We start from the raw sequence: 25,041 nt of genomic DNA on the forward strand, positions 1-25,041 counted from the left end.
GCCCGGGCGGGGCGCCGGCGGGTCAGACGACGGTCGCCGCGGTGGAGCCGGCGCGGTTCTTGGTGACGCGGAGCTGGGCGGGGATGCGGGCGCGCAGCTCCGCGACGTGGCTGACGATGCCGACCGCCCGGCCGCCGTCGCGCAGGCCGTCCAGGACGTCCATGACCTCGTCGAGCGTCTCCTCGTCGAGGGTGCCGAAGCCCTCGTCGACGAACAGCGTGCCGATCTCGGCGCCGCCCGCCTCGGCGGTGACGACGTCGGCGAGGCCGAGGGCCAGCGACAGCGACGTGATGAACGACTCGCCGCCCGACAGCGTGACGGGGTCGCGCTCCAGGCCCGTCCAGGCGTCGGCGACGCGCAGGCCGAGGCCGCCCGCGCCCTTGGTGCGGTCGCCCGCCGCCTTGTCGGTGGTGTGGACGAGCGCGTAGCGGCCCCCGGACATGCGCGACAGCCGCTCGTTCGCGGCGGCGACGACCTGCTCCAGGCGCGCGGCCAGCACGTACGCCGACAGCGACATGGCGTGCCGGTTCGCGGCGTGCTTGCCCGACGTCAGCCCGGCGAGGCGTTCGGCGACCTCGTGGCGCTCGGCGGCGGGGCGCCACGCGCGCACCGCCGCGCCGAGTTCCGTACGCAGCTCGGCGAGGCGGTCGCAGCGCGTGCGGGCGCGGTCGGCGGCGTTCGCGGCGGCGGTGTGCGCCGCCTCCGCCGCCGTCACCGCGGCTTCGAGCGCGGGCAGGTCGGGTGCGGGCGCGGCGGCCGCCGCGGCGAGCTCCGGATCGCCCAGCAGCGCGCGGACCTGCGCCTCCTCGTCGTCGAGGTGGCGGATCCGGTCGCGCAGGACGCCCTGGTCCTCGTCGGAGAGCGCGGCCTCCTCGACCTCGTCGGGCGTCCCGAACCCCTGCTCCGCGGCCTCCTGCCGCGCCCTCGCGCGGGCGGCGGCCAGCTCCTCGTCGGCGCGGCCGGACGCGCGCAGCGCCTCGGCGGCCTCGGCCAGCGCGGCGGCCTCGCGGCCGAGGCGGGCGATGCGCGCCTCCAGCGTCGGGTCGCCGCCGCGCGCCTCGTCCAGCTCCGCCGACAGCCGGGCCTGCTCGGCGGCCAGCTCCTTGTCCTGCGTGCGGTTCTCGGTGAGCAGGCCGGACACCTCGTCGCGCTCGGCGCGGGCCTGGTCGAGCCTCTGCTCGTCCTGGTGGAGGGCCGCCTCCAGCCGCTCGGCCTCCGCGGCGCGCGCGGCCGTCTCCCGGACGGTCCGCGCGGCCTCCTCGACCTCCCCGCTCAGCGACTCGGCCGTGGCCTCGCCGACGGTCTGGAGGAGGCCGTCGCGCTCGGTGCGCAGCGCCTCCACCCGGCGCGTGCTCTCCTCGCGGTCTTCGTGCGCGCGGTCGTCGGCGGCCTGCGCCGCGTCGATCTGCTCCTCGGTCGGGAGCACGCCGAGGGACGCGGCGGGGGCGGGATGCTCCGCCGAGCCGCAGACCAGGCACGGCTCGCCGTCCTTCAGCTCGCCGGCGAGGACCGCGGCCATCCCGTCGAGGCGCGTCTGGCGCAGGTCGAGGACCCGCTGCCGCGCGCCCTGCGCGGCGTCGACCCGGTCGCGGTGCGCGGCCTCCGCCTCGGCGAGGAGCTGCTCGACCCGGTCGCGGCGCCGGGCCGCGTCGAGCCGCTGCCGGGCGGCGTTCTCGGCGGCCTCGGCGCCGGCCAGCCCGGCGGCCGCGGCCCTGGCCGCGTCGCGCTCGGCCCGCCGCGCGGCGATGGCGCCCGGCAGGTCGGCGAGCGCCGCCTCGATCCGGGCCTCCTCGGGTTCGAGCCGGGAGAGCTCCCGCGCGGCGCCGGCCCGCTCCGCCTCGATCCGCTTGAGGCGGGCGATGTCGCGGCGGCGGCCCTCCAGCGCGGCGGCCTCGTCGCGGCGGTCGCGCTCGGCCTTGGCGAGGACGTCCTCCGGCGCCTTCGGCGGCAGCAGCGCGGCGACGCGGCCGCGGGTCTCCTCGGCCCAGCGGCGCGCGTGGACCGCTCGTTCGTGCCGGGCGCGGACGTCCCTCACGAGGGGGACGACCCGGTCGGCGCGGGCCGCCGCGTCGAGCCGGGACGCCGTCCGGGACTTCTCCTGCGCCCGGCCGGCCAGCGCGTCGCGGCGGGCGACGGCCTCGGCGTGCCGGCGGCGCCGGTCGGCGAGCGCCCGCGCGTCGTCGAGTTCTACGCGGGCCTCCCGCAGCGCCTGCGTGACGCCGGCCCGCATGTCGTCGACGGCGGCGCGGAGGTCGGCGTGCCCGCCGGCCAGCTCCGCCGCCCACGCGGGTAGCGCCTCGACCTCGGCGAACGGCTCCACGGCCGGCTCCCCGCGGCGCGGCTGCGGGACGGCGGCCCGCTCCCCGCGCGGCGGCGCGGCCCCGGTCGTCTCGGCGATCCGGTCGGCGATGGAGGCCGCGGCGGCGCCCAGCTCGGCGGCCGCGCGCCCGGTCGCGGCGCGCCGCTCGGCCAGCCACTTCTCGACCTGGGTGAACACCTCGGTGGCGAACAGCCGCTCCAGGACCCTGCGGCGCTCGTCCGCCCCGGCGCGCAGGAACCCGGCGAACTCGCCCTGCGGCAGCAGCACCACCTGGCAGAACTGCACGGCGTTCATCCCGAGCAGGCGCGACACCAGGTCGCCCGCCTCGTCGAGCCGGGTGGTCAGGCCCGTCCACGCGCCGCGCTCGAACTCCTCCAGGACGACCTTGGCGTGCTCGGTCGTCGTCCCGGAGCCGCGCAGCTTCGGCCGCTCCCAGGCCGGCGACCGGGTGATCCGCAGCAGGCGGCCCCGGATCGTCGCCTCCAGCACCACGCGCGGCCCGGCGCCGGGGGGCGCGTGGTCGCTGCGCAGGCCCTTCACGTTGTTGCGGACGCCCGGCACCTGCCCGTAGAGGGCGAAGCACACCGCGTCCAGGATGCTGGTCTTGCCCGCGCCCGTCCGGCCCTGGATGAGGAACAGGCCGGCGTCCGACAGCGCGTCGAAGTCGATGGCCTCCGTGCCGGAGAACGGGCCGAACGCCGCGATCTCGAGCCGATGCAGCCTCACGCGATCCCCTCTCCGGCGCCGCGCCGCCCGGCCCGGACGGCGGTGCGCGTCACGTCAGCGCCTCCTTGCGGCGGCAGGCCTCGAACGCCTCGTGCAGCAGGTCGCGCTCGGCGGGCGTCGCGGGGCCGTCGGTGACCTCGGCGACGAAGTCGCGGGCGACGTCGAGCTCGGAGCGCTCGCGGACGCGCTCGGACCAGGTGCGGGCGGTGCCCTCCCCGCCGCCCGCGGGCTCGAAGCCGAGGACGAGCGCGTGCGGGAAGCGGCGGCGCAGCCGCTCCATCGCGGCGGACGGGCGGCGCGGGTCGGTCAGCGTGATCTGCAGCCAGCGGTCTTCGAACGCGTCGTAGGAGGGGTCGGCGAGCAGGTCGTCGAGCCGGCCGCGCAGCCGCGCGAGGCGGCGCGGGACCGGCGCCTCCACGAACTCCCCGGCCACCCCGCCCTCGGTGACGTCGAGCAGCCAGGAGCCCTTGACGTGCCTCTCCTCGGAGAAGGAGTACGCGAGCGGCGACCCCGAGTACCGGACGCGGTCGGTGATGCGCCAGGCGCCGTGCAGGTGGCCGAGCGCCGCGTAGTCGACGCCGTCGAACACCGACGCCGACACCTGCGAGGATCCGCCGACGGAGATGTCGCGCTCACTCTCGCTGGACTCGCCGCCCGTCACGAACGCGTGCGCCAGCACGACCGAGCGCTCGCGGCGGCCCGCCGCGTCGGCGCGGACGCGGCGCATGGCCTCGGTCAGCGCGGCGGCGTGGCTGCGCTCGTCCAGCTCCCAGGGGTGGCGGACGAGTTCGGGCTCCAGGTACGGGATGCCGTAGACGGCGGCGTCGCCGATGAGGACGGGCTCGCCCACGGCGGCGAAGTCGGTGCGGACGTGCACGCCCGCGGCGTCGATCAGCGCGGACCCGAAACCGAGCCGGCGCGCGGAGTCGTGGTTGCCGGCGATGAGCACCACCCGGGCGTGCTCGGCGAGCCGCACCAGCGCCTCGTCGCACAGCTTCACGGCGTCGACGGCGGGCAGCGCCCGGTCGTAGACGTCGCCCGAGACCAGCACGCAGTCGACGTCCTCCGCCGCGGCGGTCTCGACCAGGTGGTCGACGAACGCGGCCTGCGCGGCCAGCAGGTCCTCCCGGTGGAACGATCTGCCGAGATGCCAGTCGGAGGTGTGCAGGATTCGCATGTCGCAGCAACCATAGGCACCCCCTCCGACACATCCGGCGCAGAAACGCCGAGCCACCCCAAAGGATCTTGGAATGCCGCAGGCCGCGGCTCCCGTAGTGTGGCGGCGTGAGTGATCGTCCCTACGTGCTGCTGAGCTGCGCCATGTCCGCGGACGGCTATATCGACGACGCGACGCCGGAGCGGCTGCGGCTGTCCAGCCCGGCCGACTTCGACCGGGTCGACGCGGTGCGCGCGGACTGCGACGCCATCCTGGTCGGCGCCGGGACCGTGCGGGCCGACGACCCGAAGCTGCTGATCCGCTCCGCCGCGCGCCGGGAGCGGCGCGTCGCGCGCGGGCTGCCCGCCGACCCGGTGAAGGTGACGCTGACCTGGAGCGGCGACCTGGATCCCGGCGCCCGGTTCTTCACGACGGGCGAGTCGCCGAAGCTCGTGTACGCCCCGCCGGCCGCGGCCGGGGAGCTGGCGCCGCGGCTGGCGGGGCTGGCCGAGGTCGTCCCCGCCGGCGACCCGCTCGACCTGCCGGCGGTGCTCGCCGACCTCGCGGGGCGGGGCGTCCGGCGGCTCATGGTCGAGGGCGGCGGCGGGGTGCACACGCTGTTCCTCACCGCCGACGCCGTGGACGAGCTGCAGCTGGTCGTCGCGCCGTTCTTCATCGGCGACCCGGCCGCGCCGCGCTTCGTCCGCTCCGGGGTGTTCCCGCAGTCGCCGGAGCGTCCGATGCGGCTGGCGGAGGTCACCCGGATCGGCGACCTGGCCCTGCTGCGCTACCGGGCCGGAGGCCCGCGTGGATGAGCACGCCTGGCTGGCGCTGGCCTGCGACCTGGCCGCGCTGTGCCCGCCGTCCGAGACGGCGTTCTCCGTCGGCGCGGTCATCGTCGGCGCGGACGGCCGGGAGCTGGCGCGCGGGTTCTCCCGCGAGCGGGACCCGCACGACCACGCCGAGGAGGCCGCGCTCGCCAAGACGCCCGGCCGGCTGGACGGGGCGACCGTCTACAGCTCGCTCGAACCGTGCGGGCACCGCGCGTCCCGGCCCCGCCCCTGCGCCGAGCTGATCATCGCCTCGGGCGCGGCGCGGGTCGTGTTCGCCTGGCGCGAGCCGCAGCTGTTCGCCGCCGGGACGGGCGCGGAGCTGCTGGAGGCGGCGGGCGTCGCGGTGGTCGAGCTGCCCGGCCTCGCCGCGCGCGCCCGCGAACCCAACCGGCATCTCCTGGACGGCGAGTGAGACGCGAGTCTCATTGCTCTTGCCAACGCCCGGGGACCTCATGCGATGCTGTGCCCAAGCAAGCATTCGGTTACCCGAACTCGCCCGTCGGGCAGGGAGGCACAGCACCATGCGCGAGCACGATCGGCTGTTCATCGGCGGCGAGTGGGCCGCCCCGGCCGGCACCGCCACGATCGACGTCATCTCCCCGCACACCGAGGAGGTCATCGGGCGGGTGCCCGAGGGCACCGAGGGCGACATCGACGCGGCGGTGGCGGCGGCACGGCGCGCCTTCGACGAGGGCCCCTGGCCGCGGATGACGCCCGCCGAGCGCGCCGAGATCGTCGGCCGGCTGTCGGCGATCTACGCCGAGCGGCAGCAGCAGATGGCCGACCTCTGCACCGCCCAGATGGGCTCGCCGATCATGTTCTCGGTGTTCGGCCAGGCCGCCATCCCGCAGATGGTCCTGCAGTACTACGTGGACCTCGCCGCCACCTACACCTGGGAGGAGGAGCGGCAGGGCATGCTCGGGCCGGTCACGGTCACCCAGGAGCCGGTCGGCGTGGTCGCGGCGATCGTGCCGTGGAACGTCCCGCAGTTCACGCTGATGCTCAAGCTCGCGCCCGCGCTGATCGCCGGGTGCACGGTGGTGGCGAAGCCGTCCCCGGAGACGCCGCTCGACGGCTACCTGCTCGCCGAGTGGATCAAGGAGGCGGGCATCCCGGACGGCGTGGTGAACATCGTCCCGGCCGGGCGCGAGGTCGGCGCCTACCTGGTCGCCCACCCCGACGTCGACAAGGTCTCCTTCACCGGCTCCACCGCCGCCGGGCGCAAGATCGGTGCGGTGTGCGGCGAGCAGCTCAAGCGCTGCACCCTCGAACTCGGCGGCAAGTCCGCCGCGATCGTGCTGGACGACGCCGACCTCGCCGCCACCGTCGAGGGCTTCAAGCTGGCCTCGCTGATGAACAACGGCGAGGCGTGCGCCGCGCAGACCCGCATCCTCGCGTCCCGCCGCCGCTACGACGAGGTCGCCGACGCGCTCGCGACCATGGTCGGCGGGCTCGCCGTCGGCGACCCCGCCGACTACGGCACCGAGATCGGGCCGCTGGTCGCCAAGCGGCAGCAGGAGCGGGTGGAGAACTACATCCGGATCGGCCAGGACGAGGGCGCCAAGCTGATCACCGGCGGGCTGAACCGGCCGCACGACCGGGGCTGGTACGTCGCCCCGACCGTGTTCGGCGACGTCGGCAACGACATGCGCATCGCCCGCGAGGAGATCTTCGGGCCGGTGCTCGTCCTCATCCCCTACGAGGACGAGGACGACGCCGTCCGCATCGCCAACGACAGCGACTACGGCCTCGGCGGCTCGGTCTGGACGTCCGACGTCGGCCACGGCGTCGAGGTCGCCCGCCGCATCCGCACCGGCAGCTGCGGCGTCAACATGTACACCCTCGACCCGAACACCCCGTTCGGCGGGTACAAGAACAGCGGCATGGGCCGCGAGCTGGGCCCGGAGGGGCTGCACGCCTACCTGGAGCACAAGTCCATCCCGCACCCCGCCCCGTCCGCCTGACGCGCGCCGGAGGCCCCGGTCAGGTGATCGGGGCCTCCCAGGCCGCCCGCCACGTCGCCGGCCCGACGATCCCGTCCACGGCCAGGCCCTTCTCGGCCTGGAACGACCGGCAGACCGACTCCGACCTCGGCCCGTACGCGCCGTCCGCCGCGATGCGCCAGCCGCGGTTCCAGGATCCGGGGTTGAAGTACAGGCCGCCGACGCCCTCGAAACCGGTCTGGCCGAGGGCCGCGCCCACCAGCTGGACGGAGCCGTTCGGGCTGTGCGAGCCGTCGTCGGCGGCGAGGGTGTGCATGTCGGCCGACAGCCACACCATCCGGCCGGCCAGTCCGGGGATGCCCGCGATGTAGGTCTTGTCCGACCCGTCCGGCAGCGCCGGGTCGCTGCGAAGCGTCCGGGTGTCCAGCTGGACGAAGCGGTAGCGGCCGATCCGCCACGTGCAGTAGAGGCCGGTGGCCGGCAGCGGGTAGGTGGCCGGGTACTCACGGGCGTAGCGGTGGGCCACGGCCGCGTTCGCGGAACCCGACCACGAGCCGTTACCGCAGAAGTCGTGCTGGTCGTAGGTGTAGAGGGTCGGGCACTCGCGGACAAAGCGGGAGAAGCGGGGCTGCGCCGGGGATGTGTGCCACAGGTACCGGGTGACCTCCTCCGGCTGCGGGTCGTCGTAGCCGAGGTCGCCCAGGAACAGCCCGAACATCGGGTCGCGGGCGAGGATCGCGTCGTAGACCGGGTGGTCGGGGTTCGTGCGGCGGTCGCCGCCGAACCAGAACCGGAACCCCGCCTCCTCTCCGTCCGGTGGCGGGGTGGTGACGCGGCCGCGGGCGAGCGGGTCGGTCAGCAGGATGCCGTCCGCCTCCAGGCCGTAGTGGTAGGTCGTGGCGGGTGCCAGGCCGGTGACCGGGTGCTTGGCAAGGCCCTCGGGGTGGGGACGACCGGTGCTGAGTGGACGGGCGCGGTGAGGTCCAGGGACGCCGAGACGGCCCAGCGGAGCGAGGCGACGTCCGACGTGCGGGTGGACAGGCGCATCGAGGTCGGCGTGGGCGCGGCCACCCACGCGTGATGGACGCTCATCGCGGTTTGAGGGCCACGAGGAGCCCGCTGCCGTTGTCGGGGCCGGACGGGGCGCCCTGGCCGTCGAAATAGGCGGCGGACTCGTCCCCGGTGCTCCCCGCGGCGGCTTCGATTCCACGTTGGGCGCGCGGGGGCCGTACCGTAGTTCGCCGTGTCCCCCACCTCCGAGAACGCGGCGGCCAGCCTGGACGACGTCCTGGTCGGCGAGGCCGTGCTGGGCGTGTACCGGCAGATGTTCGCGGCGCTGGCCCGCGACAGCGGCGCGGTCGTCGACGACCCGGAGCTGGTCGACGTCGCCGAGACGCTGCTCGCCGCGTTCGCCGACGCGGGCGAGGACGGGCTGAGCCGCGAGCAGATGCGGTACGTGTGCCGCCGCTACCCGCCGGAGGTGTTCGAGAACCGGCTGCGGGTGCTGAAGGGGCTCGGGGCGGTCCGGGAGGTGTTCCCGAAGCCGAACCAGCTGCGCTACCGGGCGTCGTTCACCAGCGTGGTCGGGCTGATGTTCGTCCGCCGCATGATGCTGGACGGCGGGCAGAGCGAGATGCACCGGCTGCTCGCGCTGGAGCAGCTCAACGTGGCCGACCCCCGGATGACGCCCGAGCAGGCGCGGGACGGCGCGGACGGGCTCTCGCGCGCGTTCCGGCTGTGGAGCGTCGAGCTGGTGACCCTCACCAACGGCACGATCGAGGAACTGCGCGAGCAGGCGCCGAAGCTGTGGGGCACCGAGGAGATCCTGCTGCGCGCCGAGCGGCTGCACGGCGCGATCCTGCGGCGGTGGCCGCAGCTCGACCGCACGTGCACCGACCTGCGCGCCGCCATCTACGCCTACGGCGACGCGTCCCGCCGCGCCGCCGCGCGCCTGTCGGACTCGGCGGGCACCACCCGCAACCTCACCCTGCTGCCGCCGGAGACGTGGCGGACGTTCACGCGCACGGCGTCCCGGGAGGAGCTCGCCGCCGTCCTGGACGGGTTCGTGTTCGACGCCCCGGCGCCCTGGCACGAGCCGGCCGCGGTGGTGGCGGCCGTGGAGGACGGCCCGCGCGCCGCGCCGCCGCGCCCGGCGCCGCCCCGCCCGTCCGTGCCCGACTCGGGGCTGTCGGGCGACACCGGCGCGGACACCGAGGCGGTGGAGCGGCTCCGCGACGTCGCCGAGCAGATCCTGCGCGGCCGGGACCGGGTCGCGGTCGAGGACGTCCTCGACCGCGACTGGGCGGCGGCCCGCCGCATGCTCGCCGACCTGGCCGCCGCGCACCAGCATCCCGAGCTGCCCTACCGGCTCGCCTGGTCGGACGGCCTGGCCGCGCGTCCCGACGGCTCGCCGACCTGGGTGTCGCCGGGCTGGTTCGAAAGGACGGGCCGGTGACCGCCGACCGGCCGGGCGCGGGCGCCGACCCCCACGTGCTGGCCCGCGCCCGCGCGCGGCTGCTGGGCGGCCCGGCGGTCGCCGCGTCCGCCCCCGTCCCGCCGGGCGTGGTCGCCGCCGCGGACGCCGGCCGCGTGTGGCTGCTCCCCGAGTGGCCGGACGGCGCGACGCCCGCGCTGCTGGAGGAGTACGAGACCGCCCCGATGCCGCTGGACCGCTCGGGCCAGGCCCGCCGCGTGCTGGCCGCCGCGCTGCGCTGCTGCTGGACCCGCCTCGACGACGCCCCCTGGCCGGGCTCCTCCGCGCCGGTCGCGGAGATCCTGGAGGTCTACGCGAACATGACGCGCGGCGACACCGACCTGGCGCGCCGGTGGGCCACCGGTGAGCTGCGCCGCCTGTCCGACACGGGCTGGCTGATCCTGGACGAGGCCGCCGGCACCGCCCGTCCGGGCCCCCGCACCGCCCTGTGGCCGGAGGCCTCCCTGGCCTCCCTCCGCGACCTCCTCCCCCGCCTGCCCCAGCCGGGCACTGGAGAGGGGGACGCGTGAGCGGGCTGTTCGAAGGGGTGCTGCGGACGTTCGACGAGCGGCGGCGGGCCGAGGTCGTGGCGGCGTACATGGCGGTCGAGCACGCGGCGGAGCCGGTGCCGGAGGTGCGGTTCGCGGCGCTGCGGGAGCCGGCGCTGCGGCGGGCGGTCGAGGAGATGCTCGCGCTGAACGGGCGGACGCTCATCCGGTCGGAGCAGACGCGCTGGATCTCCGGGTACCGGGACGAGGTCGCGGAGGCGCTCGCCGAGGACCCCGCGTGCGTCCCGGGGGTGCGGGAGCGGGCCGTGCTGACGCTGGTGCTGATCCATTCGGTGGCGATCCCGCGGGCGGCCGGGCTGCTCGCCGACGACTCGTGGCTGTCGCCGCATCCGACGCCGATGGACGAGCTGCGCCGCCGCACCCAGCTTCCGGTCACCGAGCTGGAGGCGTCGCTGCGCCGGCTGCGGCTGGCGGGGCTGGTGGCGCAGGTGAAGGCGGGTCCGGACGAGGCCGGCGGGTTCGTGCCGGGGGCGCAGTTCCACCGGCTGACCGATGCCGCGCGCCGCCGGCTGCAGGAAGAGCTGATCTTGGCCGCCGGGCCGGACTCGCCGCTCGCCGCGGCGATCCGGGCGCGGCGGCGGGGACGGGGGGAGAGCGGATGACGGCCGGGACCGAACCGATGATGGCCGCGCGCGACACCGAGAACGTGGTCGGCGACCGGACGCTCGTGGCCGTGCAGGCGGTGAACATCTCGCGGCTGTCGACGCATCCGGTGCCGACCGTGCCGGGGACGCTGATCGTGGTGGCCGGGCAGGGGCCGAAGGACTCCAACGGCGCGGGCAAGTCGTCGTTCATCGCGGCCATCACGGCGCTGCTCGGCGACGAGCAGTGGCGGTTCGCGTCGGGCGCGCGGGCGGTCGCGGAGCTGCTGTTCAACGCGGAGCTGGCGGCGCAGGGCGACAGCCAGTGGGCGAGCGCCGACCACGGGTACATCATCGGCGTGTTCGACCACCCCGAGCCGGCGGAGGACGGTTCGGCGGTGACCGTGTGGCTGCGGGTCAACGCGGACGCGCCGCACCTGGAGATCCGGTGGCGGCAGGGCGTGTACCTGGCGTCGGCGCCGTCCGAGGCCGACCGGGTGGCGCTCGCCGACCGGCTGTGGGCGAGCCTGCCCCGCAGCGCCGGGCGCCGCGACCTGCTCGCCAAGGACCTGACCCGCGTCCTGTACGGGGGGCAGGTCCGGTGCGTGTCGTTCCTGTCGACGTCGGTGCGGTCGAAGGTCGCGACGAACCTGCTGTCGCAGCCGCTGAACGAGATCAGCCCGGAGCGGATCTTCAGCGCGATCGCGGCGCTGACGGGGCTGGACCGGGAGCTGGAGGCCGAGCGCAGGTCCCGCGCCGAGGAGCACCGGGAGCGCGCCAAGGCGGCGGAGGCCGCCGAGCGGCTCGCCGGGTGGGAGCGGGACGCGGCGAGCCTGCTGAAGACGTTCGACCGGCACGACCGCGCGCGCGACGAGGTGGCGGCGGCGCTGCGGCACTGGCGGACGCGGCGGGCGCGGCTGCTGGTGGACGCGGCGGAGGCCGACGCCGCGCACGCGGCCGAGCAGGAGCGGCTGGGCCGGGAGGGCGCGGAGCTGGCGGAGGCGGCGAAGGCCGCGGAGCGGGAGATCGAGCAGCTCACCGGCGGCGCGCTGGACGCGCAGGTCCAGGAGGCGCAGGCGGCGCTCGCCGAGCTGAAGGGGCAGGCCGGCAAGCTGAGCGCGGACAAGGCCGTCGCCCGGGGCCGGATGGACGACCTGCGCCGGCAGGTGTCGGCGCTTGAGGAGCGGCAGCGGGAGGCCGACGGCCGGGACGCCGACACCGCCCGCGCCGAGCTGAAGGAGGCCGAGGCGCGCCGCGACGAGGCCCAGCAGGAGTACGGGATGGCCAAGGGCGCCGTCGCGCGCGCGGAGCGCGCCCTGGCCGAGGCCGAGGCGGGGCAGAGCAGCGCCCCGGAGCAGATCCGCGCGCTGGCGGCGGGCGGCATCGCGGCGGTCGGCCTGCTGGACGCGGTCGAGCTGGCCGAGGACGTCCGGGAGCGCTGGGAGGCCGCGCTGTGGCCGTACCGGGAGGCCGTCGTCGTCACGGCGGACGACCTGGACGGCGCCGTCGCGGCCCTCGCCGGGCTGCCCGGCTCCATGATCGTCCCGGCGGGCGGCGACGGGCTGCCGGAGGGTGTGCGCTGCGAGCAGGCGCTGGGGCGGTTCTTCGGCGCGCTCGACGGCGACGGCACCGGCACGGTCGTCATCGGCGGCTTCGCCGAGCCCGTCACCGGCCGCGTCGCCCGCGTCCAGGCGGCCCGGACGGCGCTGGAGGCCGCGGCCGGGGCGCTGGAAGGTGCGCGGCAGGCCACGGCCGACGCCGCCGCCGACGTGGCGCTCGCCGACCGTCGGCTGAGCGGCGCGCGCGCGGCGGAGGAGCTGGACGACGTCCGCGAGCGCATGGCGGAGCTGCGGGAGGGCCTTGAGGAGCTGGCGGGCGGGGAGGCGCGGCTGGGCCCGCGGCTCGGGTCGGCGGAGCAGACCCTCAGGCGGCTCCAGGCGAAGGCCGACACGCGCGCGCTGGAGATCGACCGGCTGCGGGGGCGCAAGGAGGCCCGGGAGAGGGAGCGCGGCGGGATCCGCCGGGCGTCGTCCGAGCTGGCCGAAAAGCGCGCCGCGCTCGGCCTGGACGCCCTGGAGAAGGACTGGGGCGGCTCCCGCGACGCCGCCGCCGAATGGCTGTCGGGCCTGGACGAGGACGAGGCCACCTGGACGCCCGCCGAGTGGTGGCACACCGCCGAGAAGCACCTGTCGGAGGCGCTGCGCCGCGTGTTCCCGGACGGGCCGTCCGACGAGGACATGCCGGAGGAGATCCGGTTCCTGCTGCGCGAGCGCGCCGAGGGCGAGGGCCGCCGCACCGACCGCGAGCAGGCCACGTTCGCCCGCCTCGCGCAGGCCCTTGAGGGGCATCTGCGCAGGCAGGAGGACTACGAGCGGCACCAGCGGCGGCAGATCGAGGTGCAGCTGTCGGCACGCCGCGCCGACCTGGACAAGGCGCAGAAGGGCGCGACGGAGGCGGCGGGCGCCGCGGAGGCGCACCGCACCGCGCTGACCGCCGCGATCCGCACCCGGCTCCAGCGGGTCGCGGAGGAGTTCGAGAAGCTGGACGTCGCCTACGGCGGCTACGGCGCGACGCTGGAGTTCCCGACGCCGGAGCAGCCGGGCGACCCGGAGCAGGAGTGGCGGTGGCGGGTCACGCCGAAGTGGCGCCGCTCGGACGGGCAGCGGTACGTCCCCTACAACCGGCGCGCCAACACCGCGCTGATGGACGAGAAGGCCGTCAAGCTGGTGTGCGCGGCGGCGCTCGCCAGCTCCGGCGGCGGGCGGCTCTGCCTGGTCCTGGACGAGCTGGGCCGCAACCTGGGCAAGGAGCACCGCAAGGAGGCCGTCGCGCTGTTCCGCAAGATCGGCGAGACGCACGGCATCACGGTCATCGGCGCGCTGCAGGACGACATGGAGCCGTACGCGATCGACGCGTGCGGCCAGTACGTGAAGCTGCGCCGCTCGTCCGACACGATGCCCTACAACGAGCCGCCGGTCGTCGTCGGCTACGACGAGCACGAGCCCCGCGTCCGGATGCTCGCCGACCAGATCACCGCCTCCCGCGCCGTGCCCGCGCCAGCGCCCGTGCCCGACGAGCGGAAAAGCGGGTGAACCCGGGCGGGGGATCCGGCACGATGGCGCGTCATGCGCGCCGATGACCTGCTCGCCGAGATCGAGCCCCTCCCGTACCGCGCCCGCGTCCGCCGCCTGGCGGCGCTGCGGGCCTCCGCAGGCGCGCCGGAGCTCGCCGCGCTGCTGGCCGAGCTGGGCGGGCGCGGCCACTACGAGCGGGCGGTCGCGCTGTCCATCGCGTCCGCCGTGCGGGACGAGGCGTCCCTCGCCCACCTGGTCGCGGCGGCCGGCGACCCGGACGCGGTGCTCGCGCTGCGGGCGACCCGGCTGGCGGTACGGTACGCGACCGCGCCGGGACCGCTCGCCGAGCGGCTCCCGGACGCCCCGCAGGCGGTCAGGTCCGCGACGTACCGGGCGGTGCGCCGGCACCGCCGCGCGGACCTCGCGGACGCGCTCATCGGACCGGTCCTGGAGCGGTGGGGCGTGGACGAGGCCGCCGCGCTGCTGCCCGCCTGCACCCCGGAGCGCGCGGCCGAGCGGCTCGGGCCGCTCGCGCACGCCGTCCCGAACCGGCACACGCTGGGCGGCGCCCACCCCGAGGCGTTCCTGGACCACGCCGAACGCAGCCTCGCCGAGCTGACGCCGGGCGCGCGCTCCACCTGGTGGCAGTGGGACGGGCCGGGCGTCGCGGCGGCGGTGCGGCACGATCCCGGGCGGGTGCTCGGCCTGCTGGAGGACTACTGGCACGCGGGCGGGCTGCCGTACGCGCTCCGCCCGCGGATCGGCGCGCTGCTGGAGGCCGAGCCGGAGCGGACGCTGCGGCTGCTGCTGGCGGACGGCGCCCGGACGATGCTGGTCTCGCTGATCCGGCGGCGCTCGATGCGGGACCGGCTCGCTCGCGCCGGCGGGGACGGGCTCGCCGCCGTCGCGCGCGCCGTCCGGGAGGACGGGCCCGCGCTGCGGCTGCTGCTGACGGCGGTGCCGCCGGCGCGGCGCGGCGCCCTGTTCGACGCGGCGATGGACGGCGTCGACCTGGCGGCGCGCGAACTCGAGGACGCGCTGATGGACGTCCTGCCGCGCGCCGTGCGGGTCCGCGAGGCGCGGCGGATGCTGGGCCTGCGCGCTTTCGCCGAGCACCCGCAGCGGGTGCAGGCCATGTCGGCCTACCTGCCGTTCGAGGAGGCCCGGCCCGTCCTGGAGGAGCTGACCCGGCGGCCCGGCGCCGACGACCGCGCGGCCGGGTACGCGCTGCTCGCCGCGTGCGCCGGACGCGAGCGCGACCCGGCCGTCCTGTCCGCGCTGCTGGAGTCCCTCGGACGGCTGCGCAACGAGCAGGAGCCGGTGCGGGTCGCCGCGCTGCGCGCGCTGGCGGCGGTCCCCGGCGCGGCGCTGGGGGCCGAGCACGCGCCGGCCGTCGAGCGGCTCGCCGAGGACGCGCTGAACGCCCGCGACTGCTCGAACGCGACGCGCATGACGCTCGTCCAGCTCGGCACCGCGTTCTTCAGGCAGGGCGCGATCCGCGACGACGCCGAGCTGACGGTGACCGGGATCGGTTTGCTGGGGCGCGTCATCGGCAGCTCCTCCCCCGTCCCGCTCGGCCGGCTGGACCGCGTGCTGCGGCGCGGGCAGGAGCACCGGCTCGTCGAGTGGCTCGCCCCGCTGCTCGACGAGGGCGCGCGCCGCGACGACCACGGGCTCGCGCTGATGCTCGTCCGGGCGCTCGGGCGCCGCGCCCACGGCGTCCCGGCGCTCCAGGACGCGCTGGAGAAGGCCGTCGGCGCCCGCGACGACGGCGTGATCCGCGCGGCCGTCGCCCACTGGCTGGAGCCGCCCGCGACGCGCGGCGAGCGGGTGGAGCGCGTCGTCGCCGGTGACCCGTCCACGGTCGGGCTCCCGCCGGTGCTCGCCGCGATCGCGGCGGAGCGGACCGACCTGCTGCACCTCGTCCTGTCGGAGTCCACGCCCGAGGGGCGGTTCCGGCGCGGCGACGTCACCTACGTCCCGTGGATGGAGCCGCGCTGGACGCGCGGGTGGACGGCCCGGCAGCACGCCGCCTACCTGCGCCTCCTCGACCGGGTCGCGGGCGACGCGCGGCTCCCCGACGCCGACCGGGCCCGCGCCGTGGCGGCCATCGCGCAGGTCCCGGGGGTGGACGCCGCCCGGCTCCGCCCGTACCTGGCGTCCGGCGACGCGCGCCTGCGCCGGGCCGCGCTGACCGCCGCGCCCTGGACCGCCCGCCCGCAGGACGTCCTGCCCGACCTGCTCGCGCACGCCTCGTCCGACGACGCGCACGTGGCCGTCTACGCGGCGGGGCGCGCGGCGCGGTTCGTCCGGCCGCCGGCGCTGGCGGCGCTGCTGCGCCCCGTCCTGGCCGGCGGCAAGATCACCGCGCGGAAGGAGGCGCTGCGGATCCTGCTGCGCACCCGCGCGCCGGAGGCGATGGACGTCGTCGCCGCCGCGTGGGACGACCCCGGCCAGCACCGGGACGTGCGCGCGGCGATCGCGTCCGCCGTCCGGGCGCACATGTCCGACCCGGTCGCCCGGCGGATCCTCGGGGAGGCGGCGGGCGGGCCGCGCGACCTCGCCCGCCAGGTGCTCGGCGCGTGGCCGCACGAGATCGAGAACGCGTTCCGCGCCGACTACGCCCGGCTCGTCGTGCGGGTGGCGCGCTCCCCCGACCCGGAGGCGTCCGACGCGGCGCTGACGGCGCTGGGCCGGTGGGCGCAGTGGGCACCGGAGATCCCGGCGCGGCTGGCGGCCGTCCTCACCGACCTCGGTGAGACGCGCCGCTGGCGCACCGCGCTGTTCACGCTCGTCGGCTGCGCGGTGGGCGGCACCGGGGCGGGCGCGCTCGCGGACGCCGCCGCGACGCTGGCCGGCGCCGGGGACGCCGCGAACGCCGAGCCCGAGCGGGACCTCCCGGCGGCGCAGCGGCTGGCGGCACTGGCCGACGCGCTGCGGCGCGCCGCCGCGAACCGCCGCGACAGTGCCGAACCCGTCCTGCGGGCGGTCCTGGAGCGGCTTCCCGCGCAGCTCGCGCGGGAGCTGGCGGCCGCGACCCTGCGCTGGGACGGCCCGGCCGTGGACGCGCTCGCCGACGCCTGCGCGGGCGCCTCGGTCCTCGCCGTCCAGCGGGTGGCCGACGCCCTCGCGGACGGACCGCGCGGCGCGCTCCCCGAGCCCGCCGAGCTGCGCCCGCACGCGGAGCGGCTCGCCGGGCGCGGCGACCCGGCGGGCGGCCTGTTCGCGTGCGCGCTCGCCGGCCGGCACGGCCCGCGCGCCGGCTGGCCGCCCGAATGGCGGGACGTCCTGCGCGCCCTGCGCGCGCATCCGGACCCCGACACGGCGTTCACCGCGCGTGGCATCCTCGTGTCGAAAGAGTGACCAACCATCCCCTGTTCCGCCGCGTCACATGACTGGAACGATCTGGGACGGACTGGAAAGAGGTGCCCCGTGGCGCAGTGGCGCGTTTCGGAGTTCGACGAGGTGCGCGAGCTCGGCCGCGGGGCGCAGGGCCGGGTGGCGCTGGCCCGGCACGCCCGGACCGGAACCCCCGTCGCGATCAAGTACCTGCCCGCCGACGCCGACCCGGCCGCCAAGGACGCCTTCCGGCAGGAGGCGCGGATGCTCGGCCGGGTCGACGACCCGCACGTGGCGCGGCTCTACCGGCTCGTGGAGCACGAGCACGGCACGGCGCTCATCATGGAGGCGGTCGAGGGCGTCTCGCTGAAGCGGGTGCTCGCCGAGCACGGCGCCCTCGGGCCGGAGGCGGCCCTGCTGGTGCTGAAGGGGTCGCTGAGCGGGCTGGCCGCCGCGCACGCGGCCGGGGTCGTCCACCGCGACTACAAGCCCGCCAACGTCGTCGTCCGCGCGGACGGCCTCAGCAAGCTCATCGACTTCGGCATCGCCGTGTGGACGGGCGAGGGCGACCGGTCCGGCACCCCGGTCTACATGGCGCCCGAGCAGTGGCGCGGCGAGCCCGCCACCCCCGCCACCGACGTCTACGCCGCGACCTGCGTCTTCTACGAGTGCGTGACCGGCGAGCGGCCCTACCGCGCCGGCGACCGGATGGCGCTGATGGGCCAGCACGCCGCCGCGCCCGTCCCGGCGGACGACGTCCCCGAGCCGCTGCGCACGCTCGTGCTCCAGGGGATGGCCAAGGACCCCGCCTACCGGCCGCCGGGCGCGGCGCAGTTCGTGGCCGAACTCGACCGCATCGCCGTCGAGTCCTACGGGCGGGACTGGGAGCAGCGCGGCGTGCGCGCCCTCGCCGTCGCCGCGGCCGCCCTCGCCGCCCTGTTCCCGCTCGCCGCCGCCGGGCTGGTCCCGGCGGGAGCGGGCGCGGCCACCGCCGGGGCGGCGGGCGCGGGCACGGCCGGAGCGGCCGGGACGGCGGGGGCCGGGGCGGGCGGCGCGGCGTCCGGGTCGGGCGGCCTCCTGTCCGCGGTCGGCGGCAAGGCGGGCGTCGCGATCGCGGGCGCCGCGATCGCCGGCAGCGCCGCCGCCGGTGTCGGCGTCTACGCCGCGACGCGTCCCGACCGCGACGGCACCGCCGTCGCGGCCACTCCGTCGCCGTCCGGGCAGCGGATGTCGTTCGGCGGGTTCTCGGTCACGGTCCCGGTGGGATGGCGGCGCACCGAGCTGACGAACGTGCCGGGCAGGCCGCGGGGCAACTACTGGGTGAGCACCCCCGGCGCGTGCTCCCCGCAGACGATCGGGGCTCCCCCGCCCGAGGGGCGCGACGCCCGGATCTACCAGAACAACTGCCCCGGATTCCTGGTGATCGCGGAGCCCTGGCACAACGACGCGACGACCGGTTGGAGAGGGTTCACTTTGAACGGCCCCTGGGGGCCGGAGACCGAGGCGTTCCGCACCTGCCCGCACCGGGGCGACCTCAACGGCATCGGCACCGAGGCCGACCGCGAGCGGCCCGCCCGCTCCGCGACCGCCGCCGTCGGGACGCGGCAGGCTCAGTACCGCGAATGGCGCCTCAGCTGCGTCTTCATGACCGGCGCCAGGCAGTTCCAGCCCGCCGGGCCGTCCTACGTCCAGCGGTACTGGTACCTGGCGCAGCCCAGGCTCCTCATCCTGGACGAGTGGAACACCCCGGGCCTCGACAAGATCCTCGCGAAGGCGGAGTGGGCCTGACGGGCGCGGCCACCGCGGCGGGGACGGCGGTCACGCCGATGAGGAGGGCCGGCAGCGCCGAGCGACATCGGCGGCTCATCGGCGGCTCATCGGCGGCCCGCGTGCCGGCGGACGACGCCGGCCGCCAGCTCCGCGCCCGCGAACGCGCCCGCGCGGACGCGCCCGGCGAACGTGCGGGCGACGATCCGGTCGGTCAGCGCGGGCAGGTGCCGGGCGAGGAAGAACTCGACGGCGCCGCGCCGGGTCGTCGTCACGTCCCGGCGGGGGCGGCGGGCCAGGGCGGCACGCAGCACCGCGTCCACCACCCCGTCCAGCGGCTCGTAGACGCTGACGCCCTCAAGGGACAGTCCGGCGGCGGCCGTCGAGTCGTGGATCGGGCTGCGGACCGCCGACGGGTACACGCACGTCACGCCGACATGGGTGCCGATCTCCATGCGCAGCGCGTCCGCGTAGGCGACGAGCGCCCGCTTGGACGCGCCGTACGCGGCGGCCAGGGGCAGCTGCATGACGGCCATCCGGGACGACAGCATGACGACGCGCCCCCGCGACTCGACGAGGGCGTCCACGCACGCCGACGTCACCCGCCAGGCGCCGAGCAGGTTGATGTCGAGCTGGCGGCGGACCTCCTCGCCGGGCGGCAGCTCGGCCGGGGCGGGCCCGCCGATCCCGGCGTTGTTGATCAGCAGGTCGAGGCGGCCGAGCCGCTCGATCGCCGCGGCCACGGCGGCGGGCACCGCGTCGTCGTCGGTGATGTCGCAGGCGAGGACGTCGACGGGGTCGTCCGGCCGGGGCGCGAGGTCCAGGCCGACGACGCGGGCGCCGCCGCCGCTCAGCCGGGCGCAGATCGCGCGGCCGAACGTGCCGGACGCGCCGGTCACGAGGACCCGCAGGCCGCGCGGGTCGCGGCCGCCGGACGGGCGGGGTGTGCTCATGCGGATGTCTCCTCGCGGTGCGCCGGGGTGAACGGCCGGGCCTCGCCCCGCGCGAGCCGGGCCCGGCCGGCCTTCAGCTCGCGGGGCAGCTCGGCCACGTACTGGTCGAAGTCGACGCGCATCATGGGGCGCCGGTCGCCCCACCGCTCGGTCGCGGCGCGCAGGGCGCGGGCGACCGCGCGCCGCCGCCGCGCCGGGGGCGGCGGCGCGTAGCCGCCGGCGAAGTAGGCCGCCGCCAGCTTGGCCTGGGCCTCCACGATCGGCAGCGCCGCGCCCGTGGACTGCATCAGCCCGACGAAGGCCAGGCCGGGCTCGTCCAGGTGGAAGACGCGCTGGTAGAGCGGGAGCCGCTCGGGGTCGGCGCCCACCAGGCCGCGGGACAGGAACGGGATGCTCACCCGGTAGCCGGTCGCCCAGACGACCACGTCGACGGGGTCGGCGGTGCCGTCGGTGAACACGACCTCGTCCCCGTCGAAGCGGGCGACGCCGGGCCGCGGCGCCACCTCGCCGTGGGTCAGGCGGTGCAGGATCGTGTCGCTGATCGTGGGGTGGTTCTGGAACAGCCCGCCCGCCGGGGCGGGGAGTCCGTAGTCCTGCGGGCGGCCGACAGCGAGCCGCAGCATCGCCTCGGCGACGCGCTGCCTGACCCGCCACGGCAGCGCGGCGAGGGCGCCGCCGGTCGCGTCGGACGGCCGTCCGAACAGGTACTTGGGGACGATGTGGACGCCGCGCCGCGCCGCCAGCAGCACCGGGCCGGCGGCGACGTGCGAGGCGTCCACGGCGATGTCCATGGCCGAGTTCCCCATGCCGACGACGAGGACGCGCCTGCCGCGGAACTGCTCGGCGTCGCGGTAGGCGTGCGCGTGCATCTGGACGCCGGTGAACTCGCCGGGCGGCGCGGAGTCGGGCCACCGGGGGTCCCAGTTGTGGCCGTTGGCGACCACGACGGCGTCGTACCGGGCGGTGTCGCCGGCCTCGGTGGTCACCGCCCAGGGGCCGTCCGCGCCGTCCCGCTCCACGGACGCGACGGCGCTGCCGAAGCGGATGTGCGGGACGATCCCGAAGCGCTCCGCGTAGTCCGCGAGGTATCCGGCGACCAGGTCGGCGGACGGGTAGTCGGGCCAGTGCCGGGGCATCGGGAAGTCGGCGAACTCGGTACGGCCCTTGCTGGTGTTGAGGTGCAGGGACGCGTAGGCGGGCGAGAGACCGGCGCCGCGCGCCCACAGCCCGCCCGCGCGGCCGGCCCGCTCGTACAGCACGGCCTCCACGCCCGCGTCGCGCAGGGCCTTGCCGGTCGCGAGGCCGGCCGGATCTGCTGCCGTCGGTGGTCGGCGGGGTGACGTCCGTGGTACGCGAGATGTCGGTCCTGCCGCCCGCCGACATCGCCGGGCACACCCGCGCGCTGCTCGCGGCCGCCACCCGCGCGATCGCGGCGCGGCGCGGGCCGACCGAGGGCGAGCTGGCGTTCGTCGCGGAGCTCGGCGTGACCCGCGCCCGGCAGGGCGTGCCGGTCGAGGCGGTGCTGAGCGCGATCCACGTCGCCGAGCGCGGGATCTGGGCGCGGGTCCGGGAGGTCGCCGCCGCCGAGGGCGTCGGCGCGGAGCTGCTGCTGGACGCCCGGGAGCTGTACGACGACTGGGCCGAGGCCGTCCGGTCCCGGCTGATCCGGGCGCACCGGGAGGCGCGGGCGCAGGCGCGGGCCGGGGCCGGGCCGGGGCGGGGCGAGCGGGACGCGGTGCTGCTGCGGCGCCTGCTGGACGGCGGCTCGGCCGCCGCGCTCGCCGCCGCCGAGGCGGGCCTGCCCGCCGGCGGCGCGCTGCGGGTGCTGGCCGCCCGCCCGTCCGGCGCCGGCCGCGAGCACCCGCCGCCCGTCCGGCCACCGGCGCTGTCCGCGCTGCTGGACGGCCTGCTGTTCGCGGTGACGGCCGCGCCGCCGGCGGGCCCGGACGGTGCGGCGGCCGGGCTCGCGGGGCCCGCCGAGGCGGAGCACCTGGCCGCCGCGCGCCGCCTGGCCGTCTCCGCGCTCGCCGCCGCCGAGGCCACCGGGCGGACCGGGGTGGTGCACGTCGCCGAGGTGGCCGTGGTCGCGGCGGCGGCCGACCGCACCGACCTCGCGTCCATCCTGCTCGACCGGTACCGGGGCGCCCGCGCGGACCTCGGCGCGAACGCCGGGCCGGTCGCCCGCGCGGTGTGCGCCTGGCTGGAGGCGGGCCGCGACGTGACCGCCGCCGCGGAGGCCCTGTTCGTGCACCCCAACACGGTACGCAACAGGGTCCAGCGGTTCACGGAGGCGACGGGGATCGACGCGTCCGACACGTTCGGCGGCGTCAACGCCTGGTGGCTGTGCCGCGCCTGGCTCGCCCCCGCCTGACCCCCGGCCTGCCGCTAGGCGCCGGCCGGGTCGGCCGGCTCGGCCGGCTCGGCCGGGGAGACCGCCGCGTCCAGTTCGTGGGCCAGTTCCTCCAGTTCGGCGCCGCCCGCCATGAGGCCGGTCAACTCCTCCCGGGTGATCGCGTCCTTGGTGCGGTAGCCGATGCCGCGCCCCCGGTTGAGGATCAGGAAGCGGTCCCCGACCGGGTAGGCGTGGTGCGGGTTGTGGGTGATGAACACGACCGCGAGGCCCCGCTCGCGCGCCTGGAGGACGTAGCGCAGCACCACCCCGGCCTGCTTCACGCCGAGCGCGGCGGTGGGCTCGTCCAGGACGAGGGCCTTGGCGCCGAAGTAGACGGCGCGGGCGATCGCGACGCACTGCCGCTCGCCGCCCGACAGCGTCCCGATGGGCTGGTCGACGTCGCGCAGGTCGATGCCCATCGCGGCCATCTCGGCGTGGGCGGTCCTGCGCATGAAGCCGGTGTCCAGGCGGCCGAGGCCCTTGCGCTTCTCCGAGCCGAGGAAGAAGTTCCGCCAGACCGGCATCAGCGGGACGACCGCGAGGTCCTGGTAGACGGTCGCGATGCCCCGGTCGAGGGCGTCGCGGGGCGAGCCGAAGGAGACCTCCTCGCCCTGGACCTCGTACGTCCCGGCGTCGTGCCGGTGCAGGCCCGCGACGATCTTGATGAGCGTGGACTTGCCCGCCCCGTTGTCGCCCAGGACGCAGGTGACCTCGCCCGCGGACACCTCCATGTCGACGTCCCGCAGCGCGATGACGTTGCCGTAGTTCTTGCCGACGCCGGCCAGCCGGAGCAGCGGCGCCGCCTTCGCGTCCGTCATGACGACCGCTCCACTCTGCGCCGCACGATCAGGTTCACCACGGTCGCGATCAGCAGCATCGCGCCGAGGAAGAACCGGAACCAGTCGGGGTTCCACTCGGCGTACACGATGCCCTTGTTCGTCATGCCGAAGATGAACGCGCCGATGGCCGCGCCGATCGCCGACCCGTAGCCGCCGGTCAGCAGGCAGCCGCCGATGACCGCGCAGATGATGTACAGGAACTCGTTGCCGATGCCCTCGCCGGACTGGACGGTCGCGAACGCGAACACCAGGTGCATCCCGGAGAACCAGGCGCAGAACGCGACCCCCATGAACAGGCCGATCTTGACCCGGTCGACCGGGACGCCGACCGCGCGGGCGCTGGCCGCCGCGCCGCCCGCCGCGAAGATCCAGTTGCCGGCGCGGGTGCGCAGCAGCAGCCAGGTCGCGATCGCGGTGAACAGCAGCCACCAGAACACGGTGATCTTCACGTTGACGCCGAGGACGTCGACGTCGGAGGCGAACACCGCGCGGGCCGAGCCGAAGCCGTCCATGTCGCGGACGGAGTCGCTGGCGACGTTGCCGGTCAGCGCCTTCGTCACGCCGAGGTTCAGCCCGGCGAGCATGAAGAACGTGGCCAGCGTGATGATGAAGCTCGGCAGCCTGGTCTTGATGTAGAGGATGCCGTTGACCATGCCGAGCGCCAGCGTCAGCACCAGCGAGATCGCGACGCCGGCCCACACGTTCAGCGTGAACTGGTAAGCGGTCAGCGCCGCGATGAGCGCCGACGACGTCACCATCACCCCGGCCGACAGGTCGAACTCGCCGCCGATCATCAGCAGCGACACCCCGACCGCCATGATCCCGAAGGTGGAGCTGGCGTACAGCACGGTCGAGAACGACCCGGCGCGCAGGAACGCGTCCGCGACCGCGGAGAAGAACACGAACAGCGCGACGGCGCCGAGCAGCGCGCCGAGCTCCGGGCGGCCCAGCAGCCGCCGGAGCGGCGACTGCCGGGCCAGGCGCTCGTCGGAGCCGGGTCCCGCCACCGGGGGCGGCTCGGCGACCGCCTGCGTCATCGCGTCCCCCGGTTCGCGAACGCCTCCAGGTCGCCCGCGTTCTGCTTGGTGACGATCGCGGGCCCGGTCAGCACCGGGCGCCCGCCGCCGAGCACGTTGCCGTTGTTCCTCAGCAGCCACAGCTGGTCGACGGCCTCGTAGCCCTGCAGGTACGGCTGCTGGTCGACGGCGAACTCGATGGACCCCGCCTTGAGCGAGGCGATGAGGTCCTTGTTCAGGTCGAACGTGCCGATCTTGGCCTTGCTGCCGGTCTCCTTCACCGAGTCGACGGCGGTCGCGGCGAACGGCGCGCCGAGCGTCAGGATCCCGTCGATCGCCTTGTCGGACTGGAGCTTGGCGGTGATGGACGACTTGACGTCCGGCATGTTCGTGCCCTGGACGAACAGGTTCTCCAGGTCGCCGCCGAACGTCTTCTTCGCGCCGGCGCAGCGGGCCTCCAGCCCCACGTTGCCCTGCTCGTGGACGACGCACAGCGCCTTCTTCGCGCCGATCTTCCCGAGCTCGGTGCCGGCCGCCTCACCGGCGATCGACTCGTCCTGCCCGAAGTGCGCGACCGCGCCGAGCTTCACCGACTCCGCGGCGCCGGAGTTGATCGACACGACCGGGATCTTCGCGGCGGTGGCGCGGGCCAGCACGTCCTTCATCGCGTCCGGCTTGGCGAGCGTGACGATGATCCCGTCGACCTTCTTGTCGATCGCCGCCTGGACGAGCTGGGCCTGCTTGCCGCCGTCCGGGTCCGCCGAGTAGAGGAACTCGACGTTGTCCTTGGCGGCGGCCGCCTTCGCGCCCTTCTGCACGATGTCCCAGAACGTGTCGCCGGCGCCCGAGTGGGTCACCATCGCGATCTTCAGCCGGGGGCCGGCGCCCTCGGGGGCCTCCTCGGACTTCTTCCCGCCCGAGCTGCTGCAGGCGCTCAGCGCCAGCAGGCCGGCGGCGGCCAGGACCGCGAGCCTCCGGGTGGAACCGCGCGCGACAACGCCTCTCATCGGCTGCTCTCCGTTTCTCCCCGAAAGTGTCGGTGTGAGGAGTTGATCACAGA

At 76.4% G+C, this 25,041-nt stretch carries 17 protein-coding genes and 1 pseudogene; 10 read left to right on the forward strand and 8 right to left on the reverse strand.

Going from position 1 to position 25,041, the window contains the following annotated elements:
• Window positions 1-22: 22 nt before the first annotated feature.
• Window positions 23-3,046, reverse strand: coding sequence for an AAA family ATPase (locus HUT06_RS28315; RefSeq protein ID WP_176198491.1), 3,024 nt, complete (start codon window positions 3,044-3,046; stop codon window positions 23-25).
• Between the two features lie 49 nt (window positions 3,047-3,095).
• Complete coding sequence (locus HUT06_RS28320; RefSeq protein WP_176198492.1) at window positions 3,096-4,223, reverse strand: exonuclease SbcCD subunit D; 1,128 nt, start codon at window positions 4,221-4,223, stop codon at window positions 3,096-3,098.
• A 107-nt stretch (window positions 4,224-4,330) separates the two neighbouring features.
• Here HUT06_RS28320 and HUT06_RS28325 point away from each other — a divergent pair, with 107 nt between their 5' ends.
• The 3 genes from HUT06_RS28325 to HUT06_RS28335 all read left to right on the forward strand — a co-directional run bounded on the left by HUT06_RS28325 (window position 4,331) and on the right by HUT06_RS28335 (window position 6,999).
• Entirely contained in the window at window positions 4,331-5,017 is a 687-nt protein-coding gene (locus tag HUT06_RS28325; RefSeq protein WP_217711493.1) for a dihydrofolate reductase family protein, read from the forward strand.
• Window positions 5,010-5,447, forward strand: a complete 438-nt coding sequence (locus HUT06_RS28330; protein WP_176198493.1) for a deaminase — start codon at window positions 5,010-5,012, stop codon at window positions 5,445-5,447. Before HUT06_RS28325 ends, HUT06_RS28330 begins: the two co-directional genes overlap by 8 nt.
• 109 nt (window positions 5,448-5,556) lie before the next feature.
• Complete coding sequence (locus tag HUT06_RS28335) at window positions 5,557-6,999, forward strand: aldehyde dehydrogenase (protein WP_176198494.1); 1,443 nt, start codon at window positions 5,557-5,559, stop codon at window positions 6,997-6,999.
• A 19-nt stretch (window positions 7,000-7,018) separates the two neighbouring features.
• Here HUT06_RS28335 and HUT06_RS28340 read toward each other — a convergent pair whose 3' ends face one another.
• On the reverse strand, window positions 7,019-8,053 hold the full coding sequence (locus tag HUT06_RS28340; protein ID WP_254715432.1) for a peptidoglycan-binding protein: 1,035 nt from the start codon (window positions 8,051-8,053) through the stop codon (window positions 7,019-7,021).
• 168 nt (window positions 8,054-8,221) lie between these two features.
• Between HUT06_RS28340 and HUT06_RS28345 the strand changes: the two genes are divergently transcribed.
• The 6 genes from HUT06_RS28345 (at window position 8,222) to HUT06_RS44065 (ending at window position 18,802) form a co-directional block, all read left to right on the forward strand.
• Window positions 8,222-9,433: a hypothetical protein gene (locus HUT06_RS28345; protein ID WP_176198495.1), complete on the forward strand. Its 1,212-nt coding sequence runs from the start codon at window positions 8,222-8,224 to the stop codon at window positions 9,431-9,433.
• Complete coding sequence (locus HUT06_RS28350; RefSeq protein WP_176198496.1) at window positions 9,430-9,981, forward strand: hypothetical protein; 552 nt, start codon at window positions 9,430-9,432, stop codon at window positions 9,979-9,981. Before HUT06_RS28345 ends, HUT06_RS28350 begins: the two co-directional genes overlap by 4 nt.
• On the forward strand, window positions 9,978-10,622 hold the full coding sequence (locus HUT06_RS28355; RefSeq protein ID WP_217711494.1) for a hypothetical protein: 645 nt from the start codon (window positions 9,978-9,980) through the stop codon (window positions 10,620-10,622). Before HUT06_RS28350 ends, HUT06_RS28355 begins: the two co-directional genes overlap by 4 nt.
• A complete protein-coding gene (locus tag HUT06_RS28360) occupies window positions 10,619-13,693 on the forward strand; it encodes a chromosome partitioning protein ParA (RefSeq protein ID WP_176198497.1) in 3,075 nt (1,024 codons plus the stop codon). The genes HUT06_RS28355 and HUT06_RS28360 overlap by 4 nt, the downstream gene beginning before the upstream one ends.
• A 33-nt stretch (window positions 13,694-13,726) precedes the next feature.
• On the forward strand, window positions 13,727-17,038 hold the full coding sequence (locus tag HUT06_RS28365; RefSeq protein ID WP_176198498.1) for a hypothetical protein: 3,312 nt from the start codon (window positions 13,727-13,729) through the stop codon (window positions 17,036-17,038).
• 69 nt (window positions 17,039-17,107) lie between these two features.
• Window positions 17,108-18,802, forward strand: coding sequence for a serine/threonine-protein kinase (locus HUT06_RS44065; protein ID WP_217711495.1), 1,695 nt, complete (start codon window positions 17,108-17,110; stop codon window positions 18,800-18,802).
• 86 nt (window positions 18,803-18,888) lie between these two features.
• Here the strand turns inward: HUT06_RS44065 and HUT06_RS28375 are convergent, their stop codons facing one another.
• Window positions 18,889-19,734 carry an SDR family oxidoreductase gene (locus tag HUT06_RS28375; protein WP_176198499.1) on the reverse strand — a complete coding sequence of 282 codons (846 nt, stop codon included), beginning with the start codon at window positions 19,732-19,734 and terminating at the stop codon, window positions 18,889-18,891.
• A pseudogene (locus HUT06_RS28380) lies at window positions 19,731-21,029 on the reverse strand (flavin-containing monooxygenase); the annotation flags it as partial. The gene HUT06_RS28375 and the pseudogene HUT06_RS28380, both read right to left, overlap by 4 nt.
• A 41-nt stretch (window positions 21,030-21,070) precedes the next feature.
• Between HUT06_RS28380 and HUT06_RS44070 the strand changes: the two are divergent.
• Window positions 21,071-22,105 (forward strand): helix-turn-helix domain-containing protein, encoded by a 1,035-nt coding sequence (locus HUT06_RS44070; protein ID WP_254715434.1) that lies wholly within the window; start codon window positions 21,071-21,073, stop codon window positions 22,103-22,105.
• 14 nt (window positions 22,106-22,119) lie between these two features.
• On the opposite strand, the gene HUT06_RS28390 is transcribed toward HUT06_RS44070, so the two are convergent.
• Genes HUT06_RS28390 through HUT06_RS28400 form a run of 3 tightly spaced genes read right to left on the reverse strand, consistent with a single transcriptional unit; the run spans window position 22,120 to window position 24,988 of the window.
• Window positions 22,120-22,944, reverse strand: coding sequence for an ATP-binding cassette domain-containing protein (locus HUT06_RS28390; protein ID WP_176198502.1), 825 nt, complete (start codon window positions 22,942-22,944; stop codon window positions 22,120-22,122).
• Window positions 22,941-24,002 carry an ABC transporter permease gene (locus HUT06_RS28395; protein ID WP_176198503.1) on the reverse strand — a complete coding sequence of 354 codons (1,062 nt, stop codon included), beginning with the start codon at window positions 24,000-24,002 and terminating at the stop codon, window positions 22,941-22,943. Before HUT06_RS28395 ends, HUT06_RS28390 begins: the two co-directional genes overlap by 4 nt.
• A complete protein-coding gene (locus tag HUT06_RS28400; protein ID WP_176198504.1) occupies window positions 23,999-24,988 on the reverse strand; it encodes a sugar ABC transporter substrate-binding protein in 990 nt (329 codons plus the stop codon). Before HUT06_RS28400 ends, HUT06_RS28395 begins: the two co-directional genes overlap by 4 nt.
• Window positions 24,989-25,041: the final 53 nt, after the last annotated feature.

Source organism: Actinomadura sp. NAK00032 (genome assembly GCF_013364275.1).
Classification (GTDB): Bacteria; Actinomycetota; Actinomycetes; order Streptosporangiales; family Streptosporangiaceae; genus Spirillospora.

Bases quoted from the DNA above. Each gene is read 5' to 3' on its own strand.
- HUT06_RS28320 (WP_176198492.1), bottom strand. From the start codon at position 4,223: ATGCGAATCCTGCACACCTCCGACTGGCATCTCGGCAGATCGTTCCAC.
- HUT06_RS28335 (WP_176198494.1), top strand. From the start codon at position 5,557: ATGCGCGAGCACGATCGGCTGTTCATCGGCGGCGAGTGGGCCGCCCCG.
- HUT06_RS28360 (WP_176198497.1), top strand. From the start codon at position 10,619: ATGACGGCCGGGACCGAACCGATGATGGCCGCGCGCGACACCGAGAAC.
- HUT06_RS28365 (WP_176198498.1), top strand. From the start codon at position 13,727: ATGCGCGCCGATGACCTGCTCGCCGAGATCGAGCCCCTCCCGTACCGC.
- HUT06_RS28375 (WP_176198499.1), bottom strand. From the start codon at position 19,734: ATGAGCACACCCCGCCCGTCCGGCGGCCGCGACCCGCGCGGCCTGCGG.
- HUT06_RS28390 (WP_176198502.1), bottom strand. From the start codon at position 22,944: ATGACGGACGCGAAGGCGGCGCCGCTGCTCCGGCTGGCCGGCGTCGGC.
- HUT06_RS28395 (WP_176198503.1), bottom strand. From the start codon at position 24,002: ATGACGCAGGCGGTCGCCGAGCCGCCCCCGGTGGCGGGACCCGGCTCC.
- HUT06_RS28400 (WP_176198504.1), bottom strand. From the start codon at position 24,988: ATGAGAGGCGTTGTCGCGCGCGGTTCCACCCGGAGGCTCGCGGTCCTG.